The 18,919-nt window shown below is 54.6% G+C and carries 13 protein-coding genes; 12 read left to right on the top strand and 1 reads right to left on the bottom strand.

The annotated features are described in order from the left end of the window. Nucleotides 1-2: 2 nt before the first annotated feature. Nucleotides 3-4,883 carry an S-layer homology domain-containing protein gene (locus tag GT019_RS07735; protein ID WP_161742537.1) on the top strand — a complete coding sequence of 1,627 codons (4,881 nt, stop codon included), beginning with the start codon at nt 3-5 and terminating at the stop codon, nt 4,881-4,883. 277 nt (nt 4,884-5,160) lie between these two features. Here the strand turns inward: GT019_RS07735 and GT019_RS07730 are convergent, their stop codons facing one another. Further along, entirely contained in the window at nt 5,161-5,799 is a 639-nt protein-coding gene (locus GT019_RS07730) for a TetR/AcrR family transcriptional regulator (RefSeq protein ID WP_161742535.1), read from the bottom strand. Between the two features lie 137 nt (nt 5,800-5,936). Here GT019_RS07730 and GT019_RS07725 point away from each other — a divergent pair, with 137 nt between their 5' ends. From GT019_RS07725 to GT019_RS07675, 11 genes are all read left to right on the top strand, one after another. Beyond that, nucleotides 5,937-6,686, top strand: a complete 750-nt coding sequence (locus GT019_RS07725; RefSeq protein WP_161742533.1) for an SDR family NAD(P)-dependent oxidoreductase — start codon at nt 5,937-5,939, stop codon at nt 6,684-6,686. 225 nt (nt 6,687-6,911) lie between these two features. Beyond that, the gene (locus GT019_RS07720) at nt 6,912-7,967 is read left to right on the top strand and encodes an SDR family NAD(P)-dependent oxidoreductase (protein ID WP_161742531.1); all 1,056 of its coding nucleotides are present in this window, start codon (nt 6,912-6,914) and stop codon (nt 7,965-7,967) included. 174 nt (nt 7,968-8,141) lie between these two features. Next, the gene (locus tag GT019_RS07715) at nt 8,142-8,978 is read left to right on the top strand and encodes a helix-turn-helix domain-containing protein (protein ID WP_161742529.1); all 837 of its coding nucleotides are present in this window, start codon (nt 8,142-8,144) and stop codon (nt 8,976-8,978) included. Nucleotides 8,979-8,993: 15 nt separating this feature from the next. Then, nucleotides 8,994-10,001, top strand: coding sequence for an aldo/keto reductase (locus GT019_RS07710; protein ID WP_161742527.1), 1,008 nt, complete (start codon nt 8,994-8,996; stop codon nt 9,999-10,001). A gap of 99 nt (nt 10,002-10,100) precedes the next feature. After that, nucleotides 10,101-10,391 carry a hypothetical protein gene (locus GT019_RS07705; protein WP_161742525.1) on the top strand — a complete coding sequence of 97 codons (291 nt, stop codon included), beginning with the start codon at nt 10,101-10,103 and terminating at the stop codon, nt 10,389-10,391. 149 nt (nt 10,392-10,540) lie between these two features. Beyond that, nucleotides 10,541-10,831 (top strand): DUF3817 domain-containing protein, encoded by a 291-nt coding sequence (locus tag GT019_RS07700; protein WP_161742523.1) that lies wholly within the window; start codon nt 10,541-10,543, stop codon nt 10,829-10,831. A 219-nt stretch (nt 10,832-11,050) separates the two neighbouring features. After that, entirely contained in the window at nt 11,051-11,401 is a 351-nt protein-coding gene (locus GT019_RS07695) for a nucleotide excision repair endonuclease (RefSeq protein WP_161742521.1), read from the top strand. Nucleotides 11,402-11,692: 291 nt separating this feature from the next. Then, a complete protein-coding gene (locus GT019_RS07690) occupies nt 11,693-12,574 on the top strand; it encodes an aminoglycoside phosphotransferase family protein (RefSeq protein ID WP_161742519.1) in 882 nt (293 codons plus the stop codon). 247 nt (nt 12,575-12,821) lie between these two features. Then, on the top strand, nt 12,822-13,043 hold the full coding sequence (locus GT019_RS07685; RefSeq protein WP_161742517.1) for a DUF896 domain-containing protein: 222 nt from the start codon (nt 12,822-12,824) through the stop codon (nt 13,041-13,043). 63 nt (nt 13,044-13,106) lie between these two features. After that, nucleotides 13,107-13,682 (top strand): NADPH-dependent FMN reductase, encoded by a 576-nt coding sequence (locus GT019_RS07680; RefSeq protein WP_161742515.1) that lies wholly within the window; start codon nt 13,107-13,109, stop codon nt 13,680-13,682. A gap of 1,466 nt (nt 13,683-15,148) precedes the next feature. Further along, nucleotides 15,149-18,874, top strand: a complete 3,726-nt coding sequence (locus GT019_RS07675; RefSeq protein ID WP_161742513.1) for an S-layer homology domain-containing protein — start codon at nt 15,149-15,151, stop codon at nt 18,872-18,874. The last annotated feature ends 45 nt before the right edge of the window (nt 18,875-18,919 follow it).

Raw genomic sequence — 18,919 nt, 5'->3', positions numbered from 1 at the left:
TAATGAAACGTTTCATGACTAAGTTAGGGAAGGCGCTATTGGGCTTGTCTTTGGCTCTCGGGTCGCAGACCGTCTTGCCGACCGCGCACGCGGCGGTCGTTTGGGAGTCGGTAGGATCCTTCGGATTCGGCGCGGGAACGCACAACAGTCTGAGTCTGGATAACGATGGGGTTCCTTATGTCGTCTATGCGGCGAGCTCTGCGATATTTATGAAGAAATACGTATCCGGAAGCTGGCAGGACGTAAGCACGACCGCAACCTTCGCGATGAGAGCGAACGATATGGTGAGACTGTATTTCGATCACGATAATATGCCTTATATGGCTTTTAACAACACCGGAGCGGGCAACAAGGTCGAAATCGATCAACTGGTTTCCGGAGAGTGGAAAAGAGTCGGAAACGAGGGATTGTCTGTTGCAAACGGCTACTACCAGAACTTGGTGTTCGACAGCGAGAACCAACCGTATACGGCGTTCACGGATTTCGGCCAATCGACCAAAACCATAGTCATGACGCCGGTAAGCGGAACATGGACCAACGTCGGCACGCTTCCGTGGAATAACAGCACGACGTCCCCTTCATTGGCGATCGCTTCGGACGATACGCTATACGTCGCGTTCGTCGACGCCTCGGACAGCAATCAAGTCAAAGTCTATCAATATAGCGGCGGTATCTGGAGCATGGTTGGTTCTTCCGTGGGTACCGGCGTCAATTCGAACTATACGCTCAAGCTCAAAATATCGTCGGATGACGTCCCCTACGTGGATTTCATCGATGGAGCGAAGTCCGGCAAACTGACCGTTAAGCGGTACGTGAACGGATCGTGGGAAACGATCGGTTCCGCCGGCTTTTCGCCGGCAGCGGATACGTTCATGGGGTTCGACCTGGACAGTTCCGACGTGCCGTACGTGGCTTTCGGTGCGAATTCCTACAAAGCGAACGTCATGCGATACGTAGACGGAGCTTGGGAATACGTCGGAGGCGCCGATTTTCTGAACGACGTCAATCGGATTACCGTGGCGGTCAATCCCGACGATAACGTCTATTTTCATTATAAGTCGACGACGTCGACGAACCTCGGCCTCTACTTGGCGAAGCTTCCGCTATCGAGCGTGAAAGCCGTCCCTGGCAACGGGCAAGCGGTATTAAGCTTCAAGCATCCGACGGGAGCAACCTCAGTCGTCGTGGAGCAGTCGAGCGACGGAGGAGGCTCGTGGACGACGGCCGCGACGGAAGCGCTTGACGGGAATTCGACTGGCGCGACAGTGACCGGATTAACGAACGGGACGAGCTACGAATTCCGGGTAAACGTCACGGGAGGCGCCAAGCCCGGCATTTCCAACGTCGCGACCGCGACCCCGATCGCTCCGCTAAGCGACGTCGCCGGCATGCCCGGGGATGGACAAGCGACATTGACCTTTACCGCCCCGGCAGGCGCGACTTCCGTCATCGTGGAGAAATCGACGGACGGCGGAACGACGTGGACGACGGCGACGACTTCGGTCGCGCTGACCGCTAGCTCGACCGGCGCGACGGTAACGGGCTTAACGAACGGCACCGCGTACAAGCTCAGGGTCAATGTGTCCGGAGGCTCCTTCCCGGGCATTTCCAACGTAGTCGACGTGACTCCTCCGGGTACGATCTTCGATTTGGCCGCAACGAGGGGAGACGGCACCGTCAGTCTCTCCTTCACGGCTCCGATCGGAGCTTCAAGCGTCGTCGCGGAGCAATCCGATAACGGAGGAACGTCGTGGACGACGGCGACGACGGAAGCCCTTGGCGCCGGTTCGACGAGCGCGATCGTAACGGGGCTGACGAACGGTACGACTTACGGCTTCAGATTGAATGTCTCGGGAGGCATGTACCAGGGACTCTCCAACGTCGTTAGCGCGATGCCGGCTGCGCCTCTCGCGGATGTTGCCGCAACGGCCGGCAATACCGAAGCCGTCTTGACGTTCAGCGCGCCTACGGGAGCGACGGCGGTCGTCGTGGAGCAATCGACCGACGGCGGCGCGACGTGGAACGCGGCGACGACGGACGCTCTAAACGCCGATTCGACGGGCGCGACGATAACGGGATTGACGAACGGCACGACCTATCGCTTCCGCGTCTCGGTAACGGGCGGCGCCCATGAAGGACTGTCGAACGTCGCCGACGCGCTTCCGTGCTTGCCGATCGCCGATTTGGCGGCAACGGCGGGTCCGGGACAAGCCGCGTTAACGTTCAGCGCCGCTTCCGGCGCGACGACGGTCGCGGTCGAACAATCGACCGACGGCGGCACGTCTTGGACGACGGCGACGACGACGGTTGCGTTGTCCGCAAGCTCGACCGGCGCGACGGTCACGGGACTGATGAACGGCACGAGCTACAAGCTTCGCCTCTCGGTAACGGGCGGCGTCAATAACGGCTTGTCCAACGAAGCTTCTGTCACGCCCGTGGCGCCGATTACCGATCTGGCCGCGACGGCTAACGATTCGCAGGTTCAATTGACGTTCACCGCGGCGGCCGGCGCCTCGAGCGTGATCGCCGAGCAGTCGACCGATGGCGGCACGTCTTGGACGACGGCGACGACGGATGCTTTGACAGCTAGCTCGACGAGCGCCACGGTAACGGGACTGACGAACGGCACGACATACAAATTCCGGATCTCGGTAATCGGAGGCGCGAACGAAGGCCTCTCGAACATCGTGGATGCCAAGCCTACGCTAGCGATCGGCGATCTGACGGCAACGGGGGGCGATTCGCAAGCCGTCTTGACGTTCAGCGCGCCTACGGGAGCGACGGCGGTCGTCGTGGAGCAATCGACCGACGGCGGCACGACGTGGACCGCGGCGACGACGGACGCTCTAGACGCCGATTCGACGGGCGCGACGGTAACGGGATTGACGAACGGCACCACCTACCATTTCCGCGTCATAGTTACGGGCGGCGCCAAAGAAGGCGAGTCGAACGTCGTAAGCGCGCTCCCTTCGATCCCTTTAAATGATTTGACCGCTGTAGCCGGAGATGCGAGCGCAACGCTGCAATTCGGCGCTGCTATCGGCGCAACGAGCGTTATCGTCGAGAAATCCGCGGATGGCGGAACGACATGGACGCCCGCTACGACATCGGCCGCGCTGGACGCCGACTCGACGGCCGCGCAAGTGACGGGGCTCGTCAACGGCACCGCCTACCTATTCCGCTTGAAGGTGGCGGGCGGCGTGCATAACGGCCATTCGAACGCCGCATCGGCTACTCCGATCGGCACGTTGGGCAACTTGGCGGCGGTTCCCGCCGACGCCAGCGTCAACTTGAACTTCGGGCAGGCAACGAGAGCGGCGGCGGTCGTCGTCGAGCAGTCCGCCGACGGAGGCACGACTTGGACGCAGGCGACCACGAGCGACTCTCTTAACGCAAGTTCGACGAGCGCGACGGTAACCGGACTGATTAACGGTACGGCTTACCAGTTCCGTCTCCATATCACGGGAGGCGCGTACGACGGACTATCCAACGTCGTCTCGTCGACGCCGGTCGCTCGGCCGCGCATTCCGACAAAGGAAATCGTTCCGATCGTCGTAGACGGCGGCAACAACGATAGTCAGCTCGTTAATCTGACGATAGAGCGCACTACGAATCCGGACGGCACGAAAAAAGATACCGTCGTATACCAAGCCGACAAAGCGGCGGATTCGATCGGAAAAGCGAAGGAATTGGGCCGGATGAAAATACGCTTGGTTATCCCCGATTCCAAGGACGAGGTTTCCGAGCTGAACGTCGAATTGCCGAAAGCAACGGTCGAGGAGATCGCCTCCGGCAAAGTCGATTTCGAAATTTATACGGATAACGCCCGGATCATCGTGCCGCAGTCGTCGGTCTCCGGATTGACGGATTCGCTCTACTTCAGATTGATTCCGCTTAAGAAAGAAGAAGAGAGAAAAGCCGTGGAAGAACGGGCGAAAAAAGAAGAGATCGTCAAACAAACAAACGGAGAGCACGCGGTTCAGGTCGTCGCTCGTCCGATGACCATCGAAACCAATCTTTCAAGCCGATCGGCAGACGTCATTTTGCCGCTACGGGACGTCGCCATTCCGTCGGATCCGAAGGAACGGGAGAAATACTTGGCGCGATTGATCGTGTTTATCGAGCATAGCGACGGCGAACGCGTCATAGCTAAACCTACGATCGTTCCTTACAAAGACGGCGGATTGGGCGTCATGTTTACGGTTACCAAATTCAGTACGTTTACGATACTCGCGGTAGACGGAGACTTGGCGAGCGATTTAGAAGAACAATCCCATCAAGCGTATATTCATGGTTATGCCGACGGCACCTTCCGTCCGTCCGTCTCCGTAACCCGCGCGGAAATCGCGGCCATGCTGACGAGACTGCAATTGGGTACGGAAAAGGAAGCTGAGGCGATCGGTTTCGAAGACGTAAAGCCCGGCCACTGGGCGGAGAAAGGGATCCGGCACGTCACGGCAAGCGGACTGATGAACGGCTATTCACATAAGGAATTCGCCCCGGGCAAAGCCATTACGCGCGGGGAGCTTGCCGTCGTGATCGCCAGACTTTTAAGTCTGACGGATGCCGGAACGGCGAACGCCGCCGATATCGGAGGGCATTGGGCGGAGAAGCAAATACGGCTCGCGTTGCAAGCCGGATTTATGACCGTCGATACCGAAGGCCGTTTCCGTCCGGACGATTCGCTCACGCGCGCGGAAGCCGTCACCGTATTGAACCGCGTAATGAAACGCGGTCCATTGCAAGGCGTTACCGTTCCGACTTGGAGCGATATCCCGGTCGGTCATTGGGCGCTCGCCCAGATCGAGGAAGCTTCGCTGACGCATTTCTTTACGACCGAAGCAGACGGCAAGGAATATTTAAAGGAACGAGAGCAGGATTAATTCGGGCTATAGCCGAATTTGAATCAGCATACGAATCGAAAACCCCGGTCCGTCGGAATCCCGACGGCCGGGGTTTCTTAATAGGAGCTCTTCTCTTGATGTGGAGGGCTTTCTATTTTTCTTTCGTGAACACTAGTGGGTTTATATGCAACCACGAAACGGTTACGTTGGCGAATCAAACGCGCGACGGCATTTCACAATGGATCTTCGGACACTTGTAGCTCAGAGACCGAATCCGCATCTCTTAACCTGCTGAGCAGAACCGTCCGCGTTTCAATCAATTAGCGGCAAAGGAACGGATGTATCCCAGCGCGGCATCCAATCCCGTGGCAAGCGGCGCTACCTCTCTACGCAGCCGCGAGAGCAAAAGACCGCCCTGAAGCGCCGTTAGCAAGGCTAACGCCAAGCCGTCGGGATCGGCATCGGAACGCAACACGCCACGAGCATGCATGTCATGCAGTCCCCTGGAAATTTCGCCTTCCCATTGCGCAAAGCAAGATACGAGCTCGGAACGGACTTCTTCCTCGCTCTCCGCAATTTCACCAACTAACGAATCGATGGAACAGCCGTTCTTGAATTGCCGCCCCGACTGGATTTCAATAATGAGATTTCTCCACGCCTGCAGCGCTTCAAAGCTGTCAAGCTTGCCCAAATAAGGCTGTTGCGCTTCAAAAATAGCTTCGGCCTGATGCGCGATGACGGCTCGGACCAGCTCTTTTTTGTCATCGAAATAATGGTAGAGCTGGGAAGCGCCCACCTTCGCCTGTCGCTGGACATCCTCCATCGATGTCCGACCGATGCCTTGCTCGGCCATCAAGTCCGCTGCCGCTTCAATAATTCGAGCCCGTGTAGCCTGTCCTTTCAAGGTGAGCTTTAGCTTATAAGAGGATTGATTGTTATCGTCCGTATTTTTCATAGTGCCATTGTATCAAAAATGAAGTTGACATTCCAGAACTCGAGCTATACTATTGAAACATTCAATACAAAAAAATGTATTGTTTAATACAAAAAAATGTATTGAATAATTCAAAATAAGAAAAGAGGTAGTGACTCATGAATTCCCATCAACAGGCAACCGTCGCTCTTATTACTGGAGGAACAAGCGGAATTGGCCGAACGACCGCCAATGAGCTTGCCGCGCTTGGCATTCACGTCATTGTTGCAGGACGCCATGTTGAACGTGGAGAACAAACGGTAAACGAAATTCGCGCCAATGGCGGAAAGGCCGATTTTATCCCGGCGGATCTGAAGGACGAAGCAAGCGCGCGTGCGCTTGCGAAAAACGCGGTCGAGCTTGGCGGCGGTCCGATCGACATTCTGATCAATAATGCCGCGATCGGTTCGTTTGGGCCGACCGATGCGTCAACGGAGGCGGACTTTGATCATGTGTTCGGGGTGAATACCAAAGTTCCTTATTTCCTTGTAGCGGAGCTTGCGCCGTTAATGGCCGAACGCGGCAAAGGAGCGATCGTCAACGTCTCGACCATGGTATCGAATCTGGGGACCTCCGTGTTTAGCTTGTACGGGGCGAGCAAGGCGGCGTTGAATCTGCTTACCAAATCATGGGCGGCCGAGTACGGCCCACGCGGAGTTCGTGTCAATGCGGTCAGCCCGGGACCGACGCGTACCGAAGGCGCGTCTCAAATGGGCGAGTATCTCGACCATTTGGCGGCCCAGGCTCCCGCCGGACGGGTCGCTTCGCCGGACGAAATCGCGGCCGCCATCGTTTTTCTGGCTACGGATCGTTCCAGCTTTATTCATGGCACCATCGTTCCCGTCGATGGAGGTCGGGCAGCCGTATAATCAAATTATTACGAACTTGACGCAATTCCGAAAGAGCAAGCCGGACCCCCATCATGCTTTGGTGTCCGGCTTGCTCTTTGCATGAATCCACATTGCCTGGCTTGCGCCTAGCAATCGCAAGAAAATTTGACCCTATAAACAAAGCAAACTTGGTCCTATGAACAAAATGAAATACGGAAAAGCCGTGATACAATTTCACTAACCTAATGAATGGAGAGTGAAAACATGAAGCAGAATAATGCGGGAATGCTGCAAAAGCCGGTAGGATCGGGATTCGACGCGGCATCGACCGCGAGCGACGTGATAAAAGGCATTGACCTGTTCGGAAAAACGGCCATTGTCACCGGAGGCTATGCCGGCATCGGCCTGGAAACGACCAAAACCTTCGCTGCAGCGGGAGCGACCGTCGTCGTACCGGCCAGAGATATGGACAAAGCGCAAAAAAATTTGGCAGGCGTCCCTCATGTGGAAATTTTGCCGATGGATTTGACGGACCCGGCTTCCATCGATGCATTCGCGGAACGATTTCTGGCGTCCGGCAGAGCGTTGCATTTGCTCATCAACAATGCGGGGATCATGTGGGTTCCGCTGCAGCGCGACGCGCGCGGATACGAATCGCAGCTATCCGCCAATCATTTGGGACATTTTCATTTGACGGCGCGGCTGTGGCCAGCCCTGATAAAAGCCGAAGGAGCAAGGGTCGTCAACGTTTCTTCGTGGGGACATCATTTTTCTTCTATCGAGTTTGGAGACCCCAGCTTCGAGCATCGCGAGTTCGATACGCTCCAAGGCTATGGACAATCCAAAACCGCCAATATATTGTTTACCCTGGAATTGGACAACCTCGGCATGAGCCATGGCGTACGGGCTTTCTCCCTGCATCCCGGCTCCATTATCGATACCGACCTGAAGCGGTTGTTGTCGACCGAAAATCTGATCGCGCAGGGGCTTCTGGACCCGGAAGGGAACGCCGTTTATAATGCCCAGATGGGTCTGAAAACCATCCCGCAAGGCGCGTCAACGACCGTCTGGTGCGCGACCAGTCCGTTGCTCGACGATATCGGCGGCGTGTATTGCGAAGACAATGAAGTAGCCGTGCTGGATCCCCGCACCGAAGCGGTTACGCCGGCGGACCTGTTTACCACGATCTTTCCGCCGTTTAACGGCGTTACGGCTTTTGCACTCGATCCGGCAACGGCCGGCAAGCTTTGGACACTGAGCGAACGGCTTACGGGGGTCGCGTTCGATCTCGGGTCGTCGATTGGAACCTCAAACGATTGAGCTCTATAATGACCTTGAGCGATGGCGTAACCATCTGATCGAAGAGTTCCGCGGACGCCTCGCAAGCAGATGCGGTTGTGCCACGATATCAGCCTGTGAGCGCGCGCCGCGGCATGACGACAAACGCCGCTAGCCTGAATTGTTTTTTCAGGACTGAGAGGGAGGTGGTTCCATATGTCTGCACCGGAGCAGAAAATGAAGGCTGAAATCATCTGGGCTTGCATGGACGACAATTATTATAAAGAAGAAGCCGTGCTGGAACATCATTGCATCGTAAGGCTTATCTCCGGTGAAATGAAGATTGTTCAAGCCGACGACAGCTATATCATTGAAGCGGGAGAGACATTTCTGTTCCCCCGGCGTCAATTGGCTACGATGATCAAATATCCGAAAGACGGTCGTCCCTACCGTGCCATCATGCTGATTCTGAAGGCCGAGCGATTGAAGGATTATTATATCCGACACCCGTTTAACGTGGCCAAGGCCGGCTCGCACAAGATCAAGAAATATGCGAAGGAGCCTCTGCTGGACAGTTTTTTTGCCTCCCTGCTGCCGTATCTCCAGATGGAAGGTCAACTGCCGGAATCCATGATTTCCTTAAAGCTCGAAGAAGCAATCACCATCCTGCGAGCCATTGACCCCGATTCCGATCGTGTCCTGTCCAACTTCGACGAACCGGGCAAAATCGATCTTGCCGAGTTTATGGAGAAGAACTATATGTTCAACATCACGTTAAATCAGTTCAGCTATCTCACCGCCCGCAGCTTGAGCACGTTCAAGCGGGATTTCAAAAAATCTTTCCATTCGACGCCTCAAAAATGGCTGACCCAAAAACGGCTCGAGTTGGCCCATTACCAGCTTGCCGAAAAAAATAAAAAGCCGATTGAGATCTACGACGAAATCGGATTTGAAGATTTATCTCATTTTTCCTATGCGTTCAAAAAGCATTTCGGGTATGCCCCTTCCGAGCTGATCCGCCGAAAGGTTCATACCGATTCAAAAGAAGAATAGCGGGAGGCCATGGGAATGGAATATACAAGATTGGGAAATACCGGCTTGGAGGTTTCGCGAATTTGCCTGGGTTGCATGAGCTACGGAAATACCGGCACAGGCATCAACGACCGACCGTGGACGCTGAACGAGGAGAGCAGCCGCAGCTTCATCAAGCTGGCCGTGGATAATGGCATCAATTTCTTTGACGTCTCCAACAATTACTCCGATGGCGATACGGAGCGGATACTGGGCCGCGCCATCCGCGATTTCTCGCGGCGCGAGGATGTCGTGATCGCGGATCGGGTGTTCGCTCCCATGAGGTCCGGCCCCAACGGAATGGGCCTGTCCCGCAAGGCGATTATGACGGAAATCGACGATAGCCTGAGGAGATTGGGAACGGATTATATCGATGTTTATGAAATCGGCCGTTTTGATTATGACACGCCTCTTGAGGAAACGCTTGATGCCCTGAACGATGTGGTGAAGGCGGGTAAAGCCCGTTATCTTGGCGCCTCTACATTATACGCCTGGCAGTTGATGAAAGCAGTCGAGATTCAACGCGCCAAAGGCTGGCATCGGTTCATCGTTATGCAAAATTACTATAACCTTCTTTATCGGGAGGAAGAACGGGAAATGCTGCCGCTGTGCGAGTCGGAAGGGATTGGAGTTACGCCTTGGTCGCCATTGGCGCGCGGGCGGCTATCGCGGCCTTGGGAAGATGGACAGCGAACCGAACGTGCGAAAACGGACAGTTATGCCGCGCAAACCAATATCAATGCCGATATGGTTAAACCGGTCGTTGACAGATTGGCCGAGGTAGCTGGGAATCGTGGTCTTCCCATGGCCCAAATCGCATTGGCATGGTTGCTTTCGAAGCCTGTCATCGCCGCTCCGCTTGTCGGCGCAACCCAGAAGCAGCATATACAAGATGCCATCTCCGCCGTATCGCTCCAGTTATCGTCGGATGAAATCAATTTGCTGGAAGAACCGTACCTGCCCCATGCGTCATTAAACCATTACCGTTTTGTGAAAGCACAATAGCATGTTATGACTAACCGAACCTTGGCGGGTTAAATCAATGATTCCTTTTTTGGCTGTTCTCGTCTCGCCCATGCCGCTTCCTGCGCGATATCATCCGATATGAACGCATCGCAATTGGCGGCATCCGCGCCGGTCGCCGCGCAGGCGTCGGCAACGGACGTCTGCGTACCGTATGGGCCGGAACCAGGTTATCAGTACGACCCGAATACGCTGATGGATGCCTTTCAAAAGGAAGGAACATGGCATGCTAGGCTTGATCTATCCAGTCTTCTTGGCGCAAGCGACGTGAAGTTTTTTTATCCGTTCACGACAACGCTGGTCGAGCTGCGGCTCAATCGGGAACCGCTCCCGTTGACAGGAACCAACTATGTCTGCAGATTTATCGATTAGCTACGATCGGCGAACGGCAGGCATACTCGGCGTCGCTTTAGAAGGTTGTACCGTTTTCGCCCTATTTCCGACAAGCCGGAACGTTAAATCTCGCTGTCTTTCATGGTAAACTGATGAGAGAGCACGCGAATCGGCGAAGGGGAGAAACGATGAAAACATCAGCCTTGAAGTACTTTCGGTGGATCAGTTATTTGGAAGGCGCCTCGTTCTTGTTTCTGTTATGCATCGCCATGCCGCTCAAATACATCGGCGATCGTCCGGAGGCCGTAACCGTCACAGGCGGTATCCACGGTTTATTGTTCTCGCTCTATCTGATCGGAATCGTCCTGATGGCGATCCTTTTCCGTTGGAAGCCGCTGCGTATCGTCGGTGCCGTCATCGCTGCTTTTCTGCCTCTCGGACCTTTCGTATTCGAGAGAAGATTGAAGGCGGGCGCATAAGAGAAGCGAAGCGACAACGGCCACCGCGATCAAGACGGCTTCAATCGCTCAACGCAGCAGACGTCCATATGATCGCCAACATCCAAAAGTAGCAGTTGCCCATGCGCCTGCTTCTTTTTGTTTCCATGCCTCGCGCGGTCGCGAATGGCTCCGAACTCGTTTTACGCGAACATTCATGTTACGATATAGACCTACTATTGAAGAGGACGTGAATCGATCGTGATCAACATAACGATACCCAAACCGGACGTTACCATCACCAAGCAGCGTGATCCCCAGGTAAGCCATATTTACGGATTTACCGACTTTCACTTGATTTCGCGGGAAACCGGCGGTATTTTCATGTTTTACAACAGTAAAGATGAACTGCTGTTCGTCGGCAAAGCGAGAAAGCTGCGCCCGAGAATCAAAAAGCATTTTGAAGATACGGTATCGCCCATCAAGGACCATCGAGAAGAAGTCGCGAAAATCGAGGTTTGCCTCGTGGAAGGCCTGCTGGATCGCGCCATCTACGAAATCTATATCGCCAATAAATTCAGAGCGAAATACAATGCGGAGCGAGTGCTGTAAAACGCGGCTCAGCCTGTCAGATCAATGCACGAAACAGGTTCCGAGGAGGACTTCGTTTCGTGCATTTTCAATTCGTTACGATGCGTTGGAAGAACATTCGCGCCTCTTCATCGCAGCAGGCTGACCTCATTATCGGGGCGATTGGTTTCGTTATCGTCGCGAGTTGGATTTATTGGCTATAATTGTTTTCTTCCGGTTTTACGGCCGCGTATTTGATACATTAGAGGTAGAGGGATATTCGCGGGCATAGAGTTTCGAGCTCAAAAGCAAGTATAGATGGGGGATGATGGCATGGCGGACATCGATGTATCGTTAGTAAGGCGTTTGATCGCGGATCAATTTCCGCAATGGGCGCACCTTCCGGTCAGGCCGGTGGAGATGAGCGGATGGGACAACAGAACGTTTCGTCTTGGTCGCGATATGAGCGTGCGCCTGCCGAGCGCGGAAGGATATGCCGCGCAGGTAGAAAAGGAGCAGCGATGGTTACCGCGATTCGCCTCCGCTCTGCCGCTGCCCATTCCCGCCCCTCTTGCGATGGGGGCGCCTTCCAGTGAATACGCTTGGCATTGGTCGATCTATCGCTGGATTGATGGCGAGAATGCGTCGGTGGAAAGCATCGAGGATCTGAATGATTTTGCGGATCAGTTGGCGAAGTTCCTGACTGCGCTGCAAAAAATCGAGGCAAGCGGCGGCCCCCCGCCCGGTCTCCATAACTTTTATCGCGGCGGCCCGGCAAGCATTTACGACGAGCAGACACGTCATGCAATTCAAGCCCTTGACGCGACGATCGATGCAAAGGCAGCAACCGGCGTTTGGGAAGCAGCCACGAAAACAACGTGGAGCCGCCAGCCGGTTTGGATTCATGGAGACGTTCATCCAACGAATCTGTTAGTAGAAGAAGGGCGTTTAAGCGCGGTTATCGATTTCGGATGCGCGGCCGTAGGCGATCCGGCATGCGATTTGACGATTGCGTGGACGTTGTTTTCGGAGGAAAGCCGGGCTGCCTTCCGAGCGGGCATTATGGCCGATGAAGCTACATGGTCGCGTGCGCGCGGATGGGCGTTGTGGAAAGCGCTGATTACCCTTGCCGACAACGCAAGCAACAACCCGATAAAAACGAATGAGGCTCGACGTACGCTTAACGAACTTCTTTCCGATCGGTATTTCGGCTAGACGGGACAAGTGGGGATCGAGGCTCCAGTCGTCAAACTTTGTGGTCAAGACATGGCGCACGCAGTATGTACACGGTTAACATCCGCGCTATGTCTTCGATCCCCCATTGACAAATGGAAATCATTCATATATCTTTAATTTAAGATAATTAATTTAAAGACATAATTGTCGATGACCGGAAAACGTCGCTTCGCAGTTTGAAGCGCGACAGCGGGAACGATCAACAAACCTTAAGGGGGACTTGTACATGCGTACCATGCTTAAACGAATAAATGAGCTTTCTAAACTAGAAAAAAACCAAGGCTTGAGCGAAATGGAGAAAGCCGAACAAGCCGGCCTTCGTCGGGAGTATCTCCATCAATTCCGCGGCACGATAAATAGCGTGCTCTTGAACGTGACCATTGTCGATCCGAACGGAGACGACGTCACTCCCGAAAAATTGAAAAGGGAGCAGGGCCGGTTGGACTGATGCGGTTATAAATAGGTAAGCGTTGTATGACGCATGACAGATACTTCAAGGGAGGAAACAAAAATGGCGCCTGACAATCGAACGAAAAAGGTAGGACTGATCGTCGGAAGTTTAAGAGAACATTCGTTCAACCGCATGATTGCCGCAGCTATACCCGAGTTGGAAGAATCCATCGCGTTCGAGTCGATCTCCTTGGCGGAGCTCCCCCTGTATAACGAAGACCTGGATCATGGGGACGGCCCTGAGCCTGTCCGGCGCTTCCGCGAAGCGATTGCACGGGTCGACGGCATCATGATCGTTAGCCCTGAATACAACTCGGGCATTCCCGGCGTATTGAAGAACGCGCTGGATTGGGCCTCGACGCCGGGCAAGACCGCCGCGCTTCGCGGAAAGCCGACCGGGCTGGTAGGCGCGACGCCGGGCGTCAAGGGCACGATCCTGTCGCAGCAGCAGATAAGACAGACGTTAGAAGCAATTCGCGCCCACGTGCTTCCTTTTGAGAAAATGTACATTTCGCAAGTGATGGATAAAGTGGATGCGGAGCGACGCCTATTGACGGACGAAACGACCCGCAAGTATTTGAAGCGCTACGTACAGCGATTCAGCCTGTGGATCGATCAAGTTCAGACCTTGGATTAACGGGGACGGAACTGGCATAGTGAGGCGTGAAAAATGTGCTGCCGAGCATCCGGCAGCTTTTTCTATTTATTCGCCGGACACAGCATACATAGGGGGACTTAGGAAGTAGCCGATAGGTGCGTCTTAATTTAAATTTTTCGTGAATCGACATAAATCGACAATTGAATGGCCAAGCCGGATGCTATAATGCACCGTAGCAATTTGATACCTAATTTTTTGGACGACGGGAGCATAATTTGATGTTAAGACGATGGATGGCGGGCATCATCAGTTTCGTAATCGTATTCGCGCTTGCGATGCCGGCGCGATCGCATGCGGAGCAAGGGGACGGGGGCTCGGCTGCTCCATCAGGGCAGCAGCAGACCGCCGATAATTCGGCCGGACAGGCGCTTCCGCTGCCGGGGGATGGCCAGAAAACCGATGCGGGAGCTGAGGGCCAATCGGCGACAGCGGACCTTAGGACGATTCAGATGGAGACGATCGACGGGTATGAAATTAGTTATATTAATAACGGGAACGCAAGTTATACCGATGATGATGGCAGCAAGAAGATAAAGTCATTTATTTTCGGCGACGCATTTGATTTGGGGGAACTTACGGCCCCTTCGGGAAAATTGATCACCATTGATCTGGCCGTGCGGTATATGCAACGAGCGACTGGCAAATCACTTCTCTATATCGACGAGAGAACGATGACCGCGGAGCAGCTTTCTTCGCTGAATGAGTGGAAGATCGATGAAGAAGCGGTGGAAGTTCCGCTCGACGTGAACGTGTCGGCAAATTGGAATGAACGGCAGCTCATCATTCATCATGGCGAATTCGCCGAAGTAGTTGACGACGAATACGACAATCTATTGCAATGCTCGATTTTGACGAAGCCCGGCAAGCTTGAATTAAGTTTAACGGGGACGAAGGACTCAAAAGGTTATTTTCTAAACAAAACGCTTGAAGTTACACCGGGCACAGTGTTTACCTTTAATGAAGACGACGTGAACGCGGCATCTACAACCCAAGTACCCGAGACCTTCGTAGGATTCAATTTGTCGCGGGAAGGTGGGGGAGCCTCACTCAGCGTCGTTCATCAATTGATCGCTTCAAACGGTATATATCGGCTTGATTTAGTTCAGCGCTATGACGTTGAAGGGGGCGAACGCATTGTTTCATGGAACGACGACGCATTCAATCCCAAAGAAGTCCCTGTGCTGGTCATTGATCGTCAACCGCAGGCATCGATCTCCGCTTTGAATCTATCTCCGGATCGTATCAAGGCCGATGTTGCCGTGACCAGCGGGGCATTTAAGTTGAATTATGCTTTTTTTTCTGACGGAAACATTGGCTCGGAAATACCTGACCTGCATGTTAAAGTGTCGGACGTTCAAGGTAATGCCGCAGTAGAGAAAGATATGTACGGCTGGTGCTGCATCGATCAATCGTTTGCGCCTCCGCTTAAAGACGGATCCTATACGATGGAACTTTCGCTGACGGGCTTTGATCAGCCGATTATCGTAACAAAACCGTTCGTTATCAGCGACAGCTATGAAGGAAAGGGGCTGGTCGTTCATGCCCAAAACGAAGCCGGCCAACCGCTGGCGAACGGGCATGTTTATCTATTCGAGAAGCTCCCGCCATGGAATGACGGGATGAATGACGGTACGGTTTATCGAACGGTTCTTACTTATGACACGGATATGTCCGATAGCGGAATGATCGTTATCCCGTATAACGATTTGCTGAAAGGGCGCAATTACGAACTAGAAATCGTCGGCGACTCTTCGGATGGAGGACACGAGGTCGTCTATCACCGCGCCGTGTCTCGCGAAGATCGCGACATTCAATTTAACAGCACCGAATTGAAGCATATTACGGTGAAGGCGATTCAGGCAAAATCGGGCGACGAGCTGTTCTTCAACGTACTTGACGACCGGAATCAATTGTCCGCTTGGCCTATGCTGACCTTGTTCGGCGACAATCATCAGGCTGAGCTTTATGTACAGTCCGACAATCCGATTTCCATGATCACGAAATTGTACGATACCGCCAACGATACCGGATACCTCCTGTCCGGAGTCGCCAATCCTGCAGCAGGTGCGCAAACGGTTGACTTGAACGGCGAGACGATCGAGATTAAACCCGCCTCGTCGCTGGATAACGGCAGGGTGGACATCAATGGGAGGTTAACGCAAGACGCGCGTTACGCACATCGCTATTTGGTGAGTAAGGGAATGGATCTAACGGCTACGTATTACGTTGAATCCGAAGGCTATCGGTACACGTTTGCGAAATCGCTGACGGCTGCGAATCGGGATGTCTCGCTCGAGGTCGGCCGCGACTTCGTCAATAAGCGGTCGGAGCAACAATTCTTCGCTGTTGGCGTAGTCAATCGCCGCGTCTATACCGATTATAGGGATCAATTCGATAACGCCTTGATCGACGTAGCGAACGCGGCGGTAGCGAAGATCGCGGACAGCGTGGATGCGTCGGGAGTTCAATTCATGGTGGATAACGCCGGGAAGAACCAGAACATGACGGTTCAGACCGACGGGGAGAACGGATTCATCTACGAGGCGGTTGCCGCAGCCGCTAACCAAGGTTCGGCGATGGCAGCCGGATCCGTACTCGACTATCAATTGTACGACTCGTCCAATCAAGCTTTCGGGGATAAGCTGCCATCGCAATCGCCCGTGCTGGTACAAGCGAATCTCTTGATGAACGCAGGCGAGTTCGCACTGAAACTTACGCATCAGAACTTTCCGACGGATGTCGTCAAGCTGACTGGGCAAGCCAATCTATCGATTAGCGATTACAGCGAATATTACAAACAAATTCCGATCTCGCTGCCCGCGGGGTACCGTCTCGCGAATAATTACGGGGAAGCAAACCTCCAGTCTTTACAAGGTACGGAATCCCTTGGTTATATCTGGGTCGATCAAGGAATATTAAAGCTTCCAATCGATCTGGATCTGGCTTCCGACCGGAAGTATGCCCTGCATGTCGTTTTGAACTTAAATTCTTCATCTATAGGGAATGTCGTTTACTATCGTCAATTGGTTTTGACAGGCGCCGAGCTCAAGAATTTGAAGCAGATCGACGCTGCGTCTTCCGCAGGGATCATTCAGCCGAAAACCAATGATTTACCGAATAAACTGCAGATCGACAGGACGGAGATCGAGTTTCCGGTTCCCGGATATGGGAAATCGTACCGTACGCAGGTAAATGTTACTGATTGGTTCAACGGTACTTTAACGTATGGTAAAATCTTGATGAATCCGCAAGATTTTGGTCTTGTCATCAATGGATGGGACGGAGCCTCTACCGCGTACAGCTTAAGGAGGGACGTACACGTTGATTCCGCGACGGGGAAATGGTCGGTTACCAATCCGGGCATGCACCTGCTGCAGCTCCAAGGAAATCGACCGTTTACAGCCTTCGATGTCCGTATCGAGGGTTCCGGCCAAAATGGTTACAGCTATTCGTTTCATCGTTTTATGGACAAGGCCTATGTCAGTCCAGGCAAGCAGCGATTTTTCTTCGTCATGAACACGCAAAGTTCGGATGAGGTGCCATGGGAACAAGATTGGCTTACAAGGAGCGCCTATGATATGGACGAAGATACTACCGTTCCGTATAGTGGTCACATTGATGTCGCGAACTCCTCGCTACTTGTCAGCCCGCACAAGGCATACGGGCAAACCGTTCTAAATGTCAACCCTGAACTACTCAGCGGAGACTTGGAACTGCAAAACACATCTGTTAAGAATGCGAGGGACGGGTTTGATTCGCTCGTTCCCGGTATCGTCACGATCAAGAACAGCATGGGAAGCAAGGTATACGAATCTATTGCTTACAATTGGCCAGAGGGTAATGAAATCACAAAGACCCTGGCGCCCGGCACGTACTCCATCACGTACCGCCAGCCTGTCGGGCCGAACGAGGAGGCCATCGTGTCGAATTCCTTCATGGTTTCGGCCGATAACGGTAATGGAAGCAATCCGGGCGGAGGCAGCCCGGGCGGAGGCATTCCGGGCGGCGGCGGCGCTCCCGGCGGCGCGGTGCCTGTCGGCGACTCGGACACGGATCTGCCGGCAGCGCCGAATGCCGTGACCTTCAAGCCGGAGGACATTCCGGCGCCGGTGAACGGCGTCGTCACGCTGCCGATTCAGGACAGCGAGGCGGCCGTCATGCCGGGCAGCATGCTGAGCGGCGACGGCGCGACCCGCACGCTCGAGCTTGCGGGCTCGCACGGCAAGGTCTCGATCCCGCCGGCCGTGCTGCAGCAGCTGGCCGGGCTCGTCGGCAGCGAACAGCTGTCCGACGCGCAATTCACGCTGACGTTGAAGCCGATCGGCGCGAACGCGCTGCCCGGCGCCGTCCACGCGGAAACCGGCATGGAAGTTCGCGCGGCCGGTACGGTGTACGACCTCACGCTGTCGATCACGCCGAAGGGAGGCAAGCCTGCGCTGCTCTCGACGTTCAACGCGCCGATTACGCTGACGTTCGACGTGAACGCGAATGCCGATCCGCATGTGACGAATGTGTACTACATCGCGGACGACGGCAGCCTGACCTATGTTCCGGCTGAGCGCGCGAACGGCAAGCTGGTGGCGAAGGTATCCCATTTCAGCAAATACGGCGTGCTGGAAGTGCATAAAGCCTTCGCGGACGTCGGCGCATCGCACTGGGCGCGCGGCGCGATCGAAGAGCTGGCGGCGAAGCAATTCGTCACGGGCGTCACGGCGACGACGTTCGCGCCGAACAAGCCGGTGACCCGCGCCGAATTCACGGCGATGCTCGTGCACGCGCTCGGAGTGAAGGCATCCGGTTCGTCCGGCTTCAAGGACGTGCCCGCGAACGCGTGGTACGCGTCCGATGTCGCGGCCGCTTACGAACATAAGCTCATTCAAGGCATCGGCGCCGATACGTTCGCGCCGAACAAAACCATCTCCAGGGAGGAGATGGCGGTCATATTGGCGAATGCTTTCAAGCAGTTGGGCGTAACCGCTTCGGCTGCGCAGGCGTCGGCCTTCAAGGATGACGCGGCCATCAGCAGCTGGGCGGCGGACGCCGTCGCGCTCGCGTACGCGAACGGCCTGATCCAGGGCGACGCCGCCGGATTGTTCAAGCCGAAAGGCTCGGCGACGCGCGCGGAAGCGGCCCAAATGCTCGTCAATCTGCTGCGCCGCGCAGCGCGTTAAGTAAAGAAAAACGGAGACCCGAGCGATCGGGTCTCTTCCCGTATT

The sequence above is a fragment of the Paenibacillus glycinis genome, assembly GCF_009909185.1.
GTDB lineage: Bacteria > Bacillota > Bacilli > Paenibacillales > Paenibacillaceae > Paenibacillus_Z > Paenibacillus_Z glycinis.
Note: the sequence above shows the minus strand (reverse complement) of the source record. Positions and strands in the feature narration are given on the sequence as shown.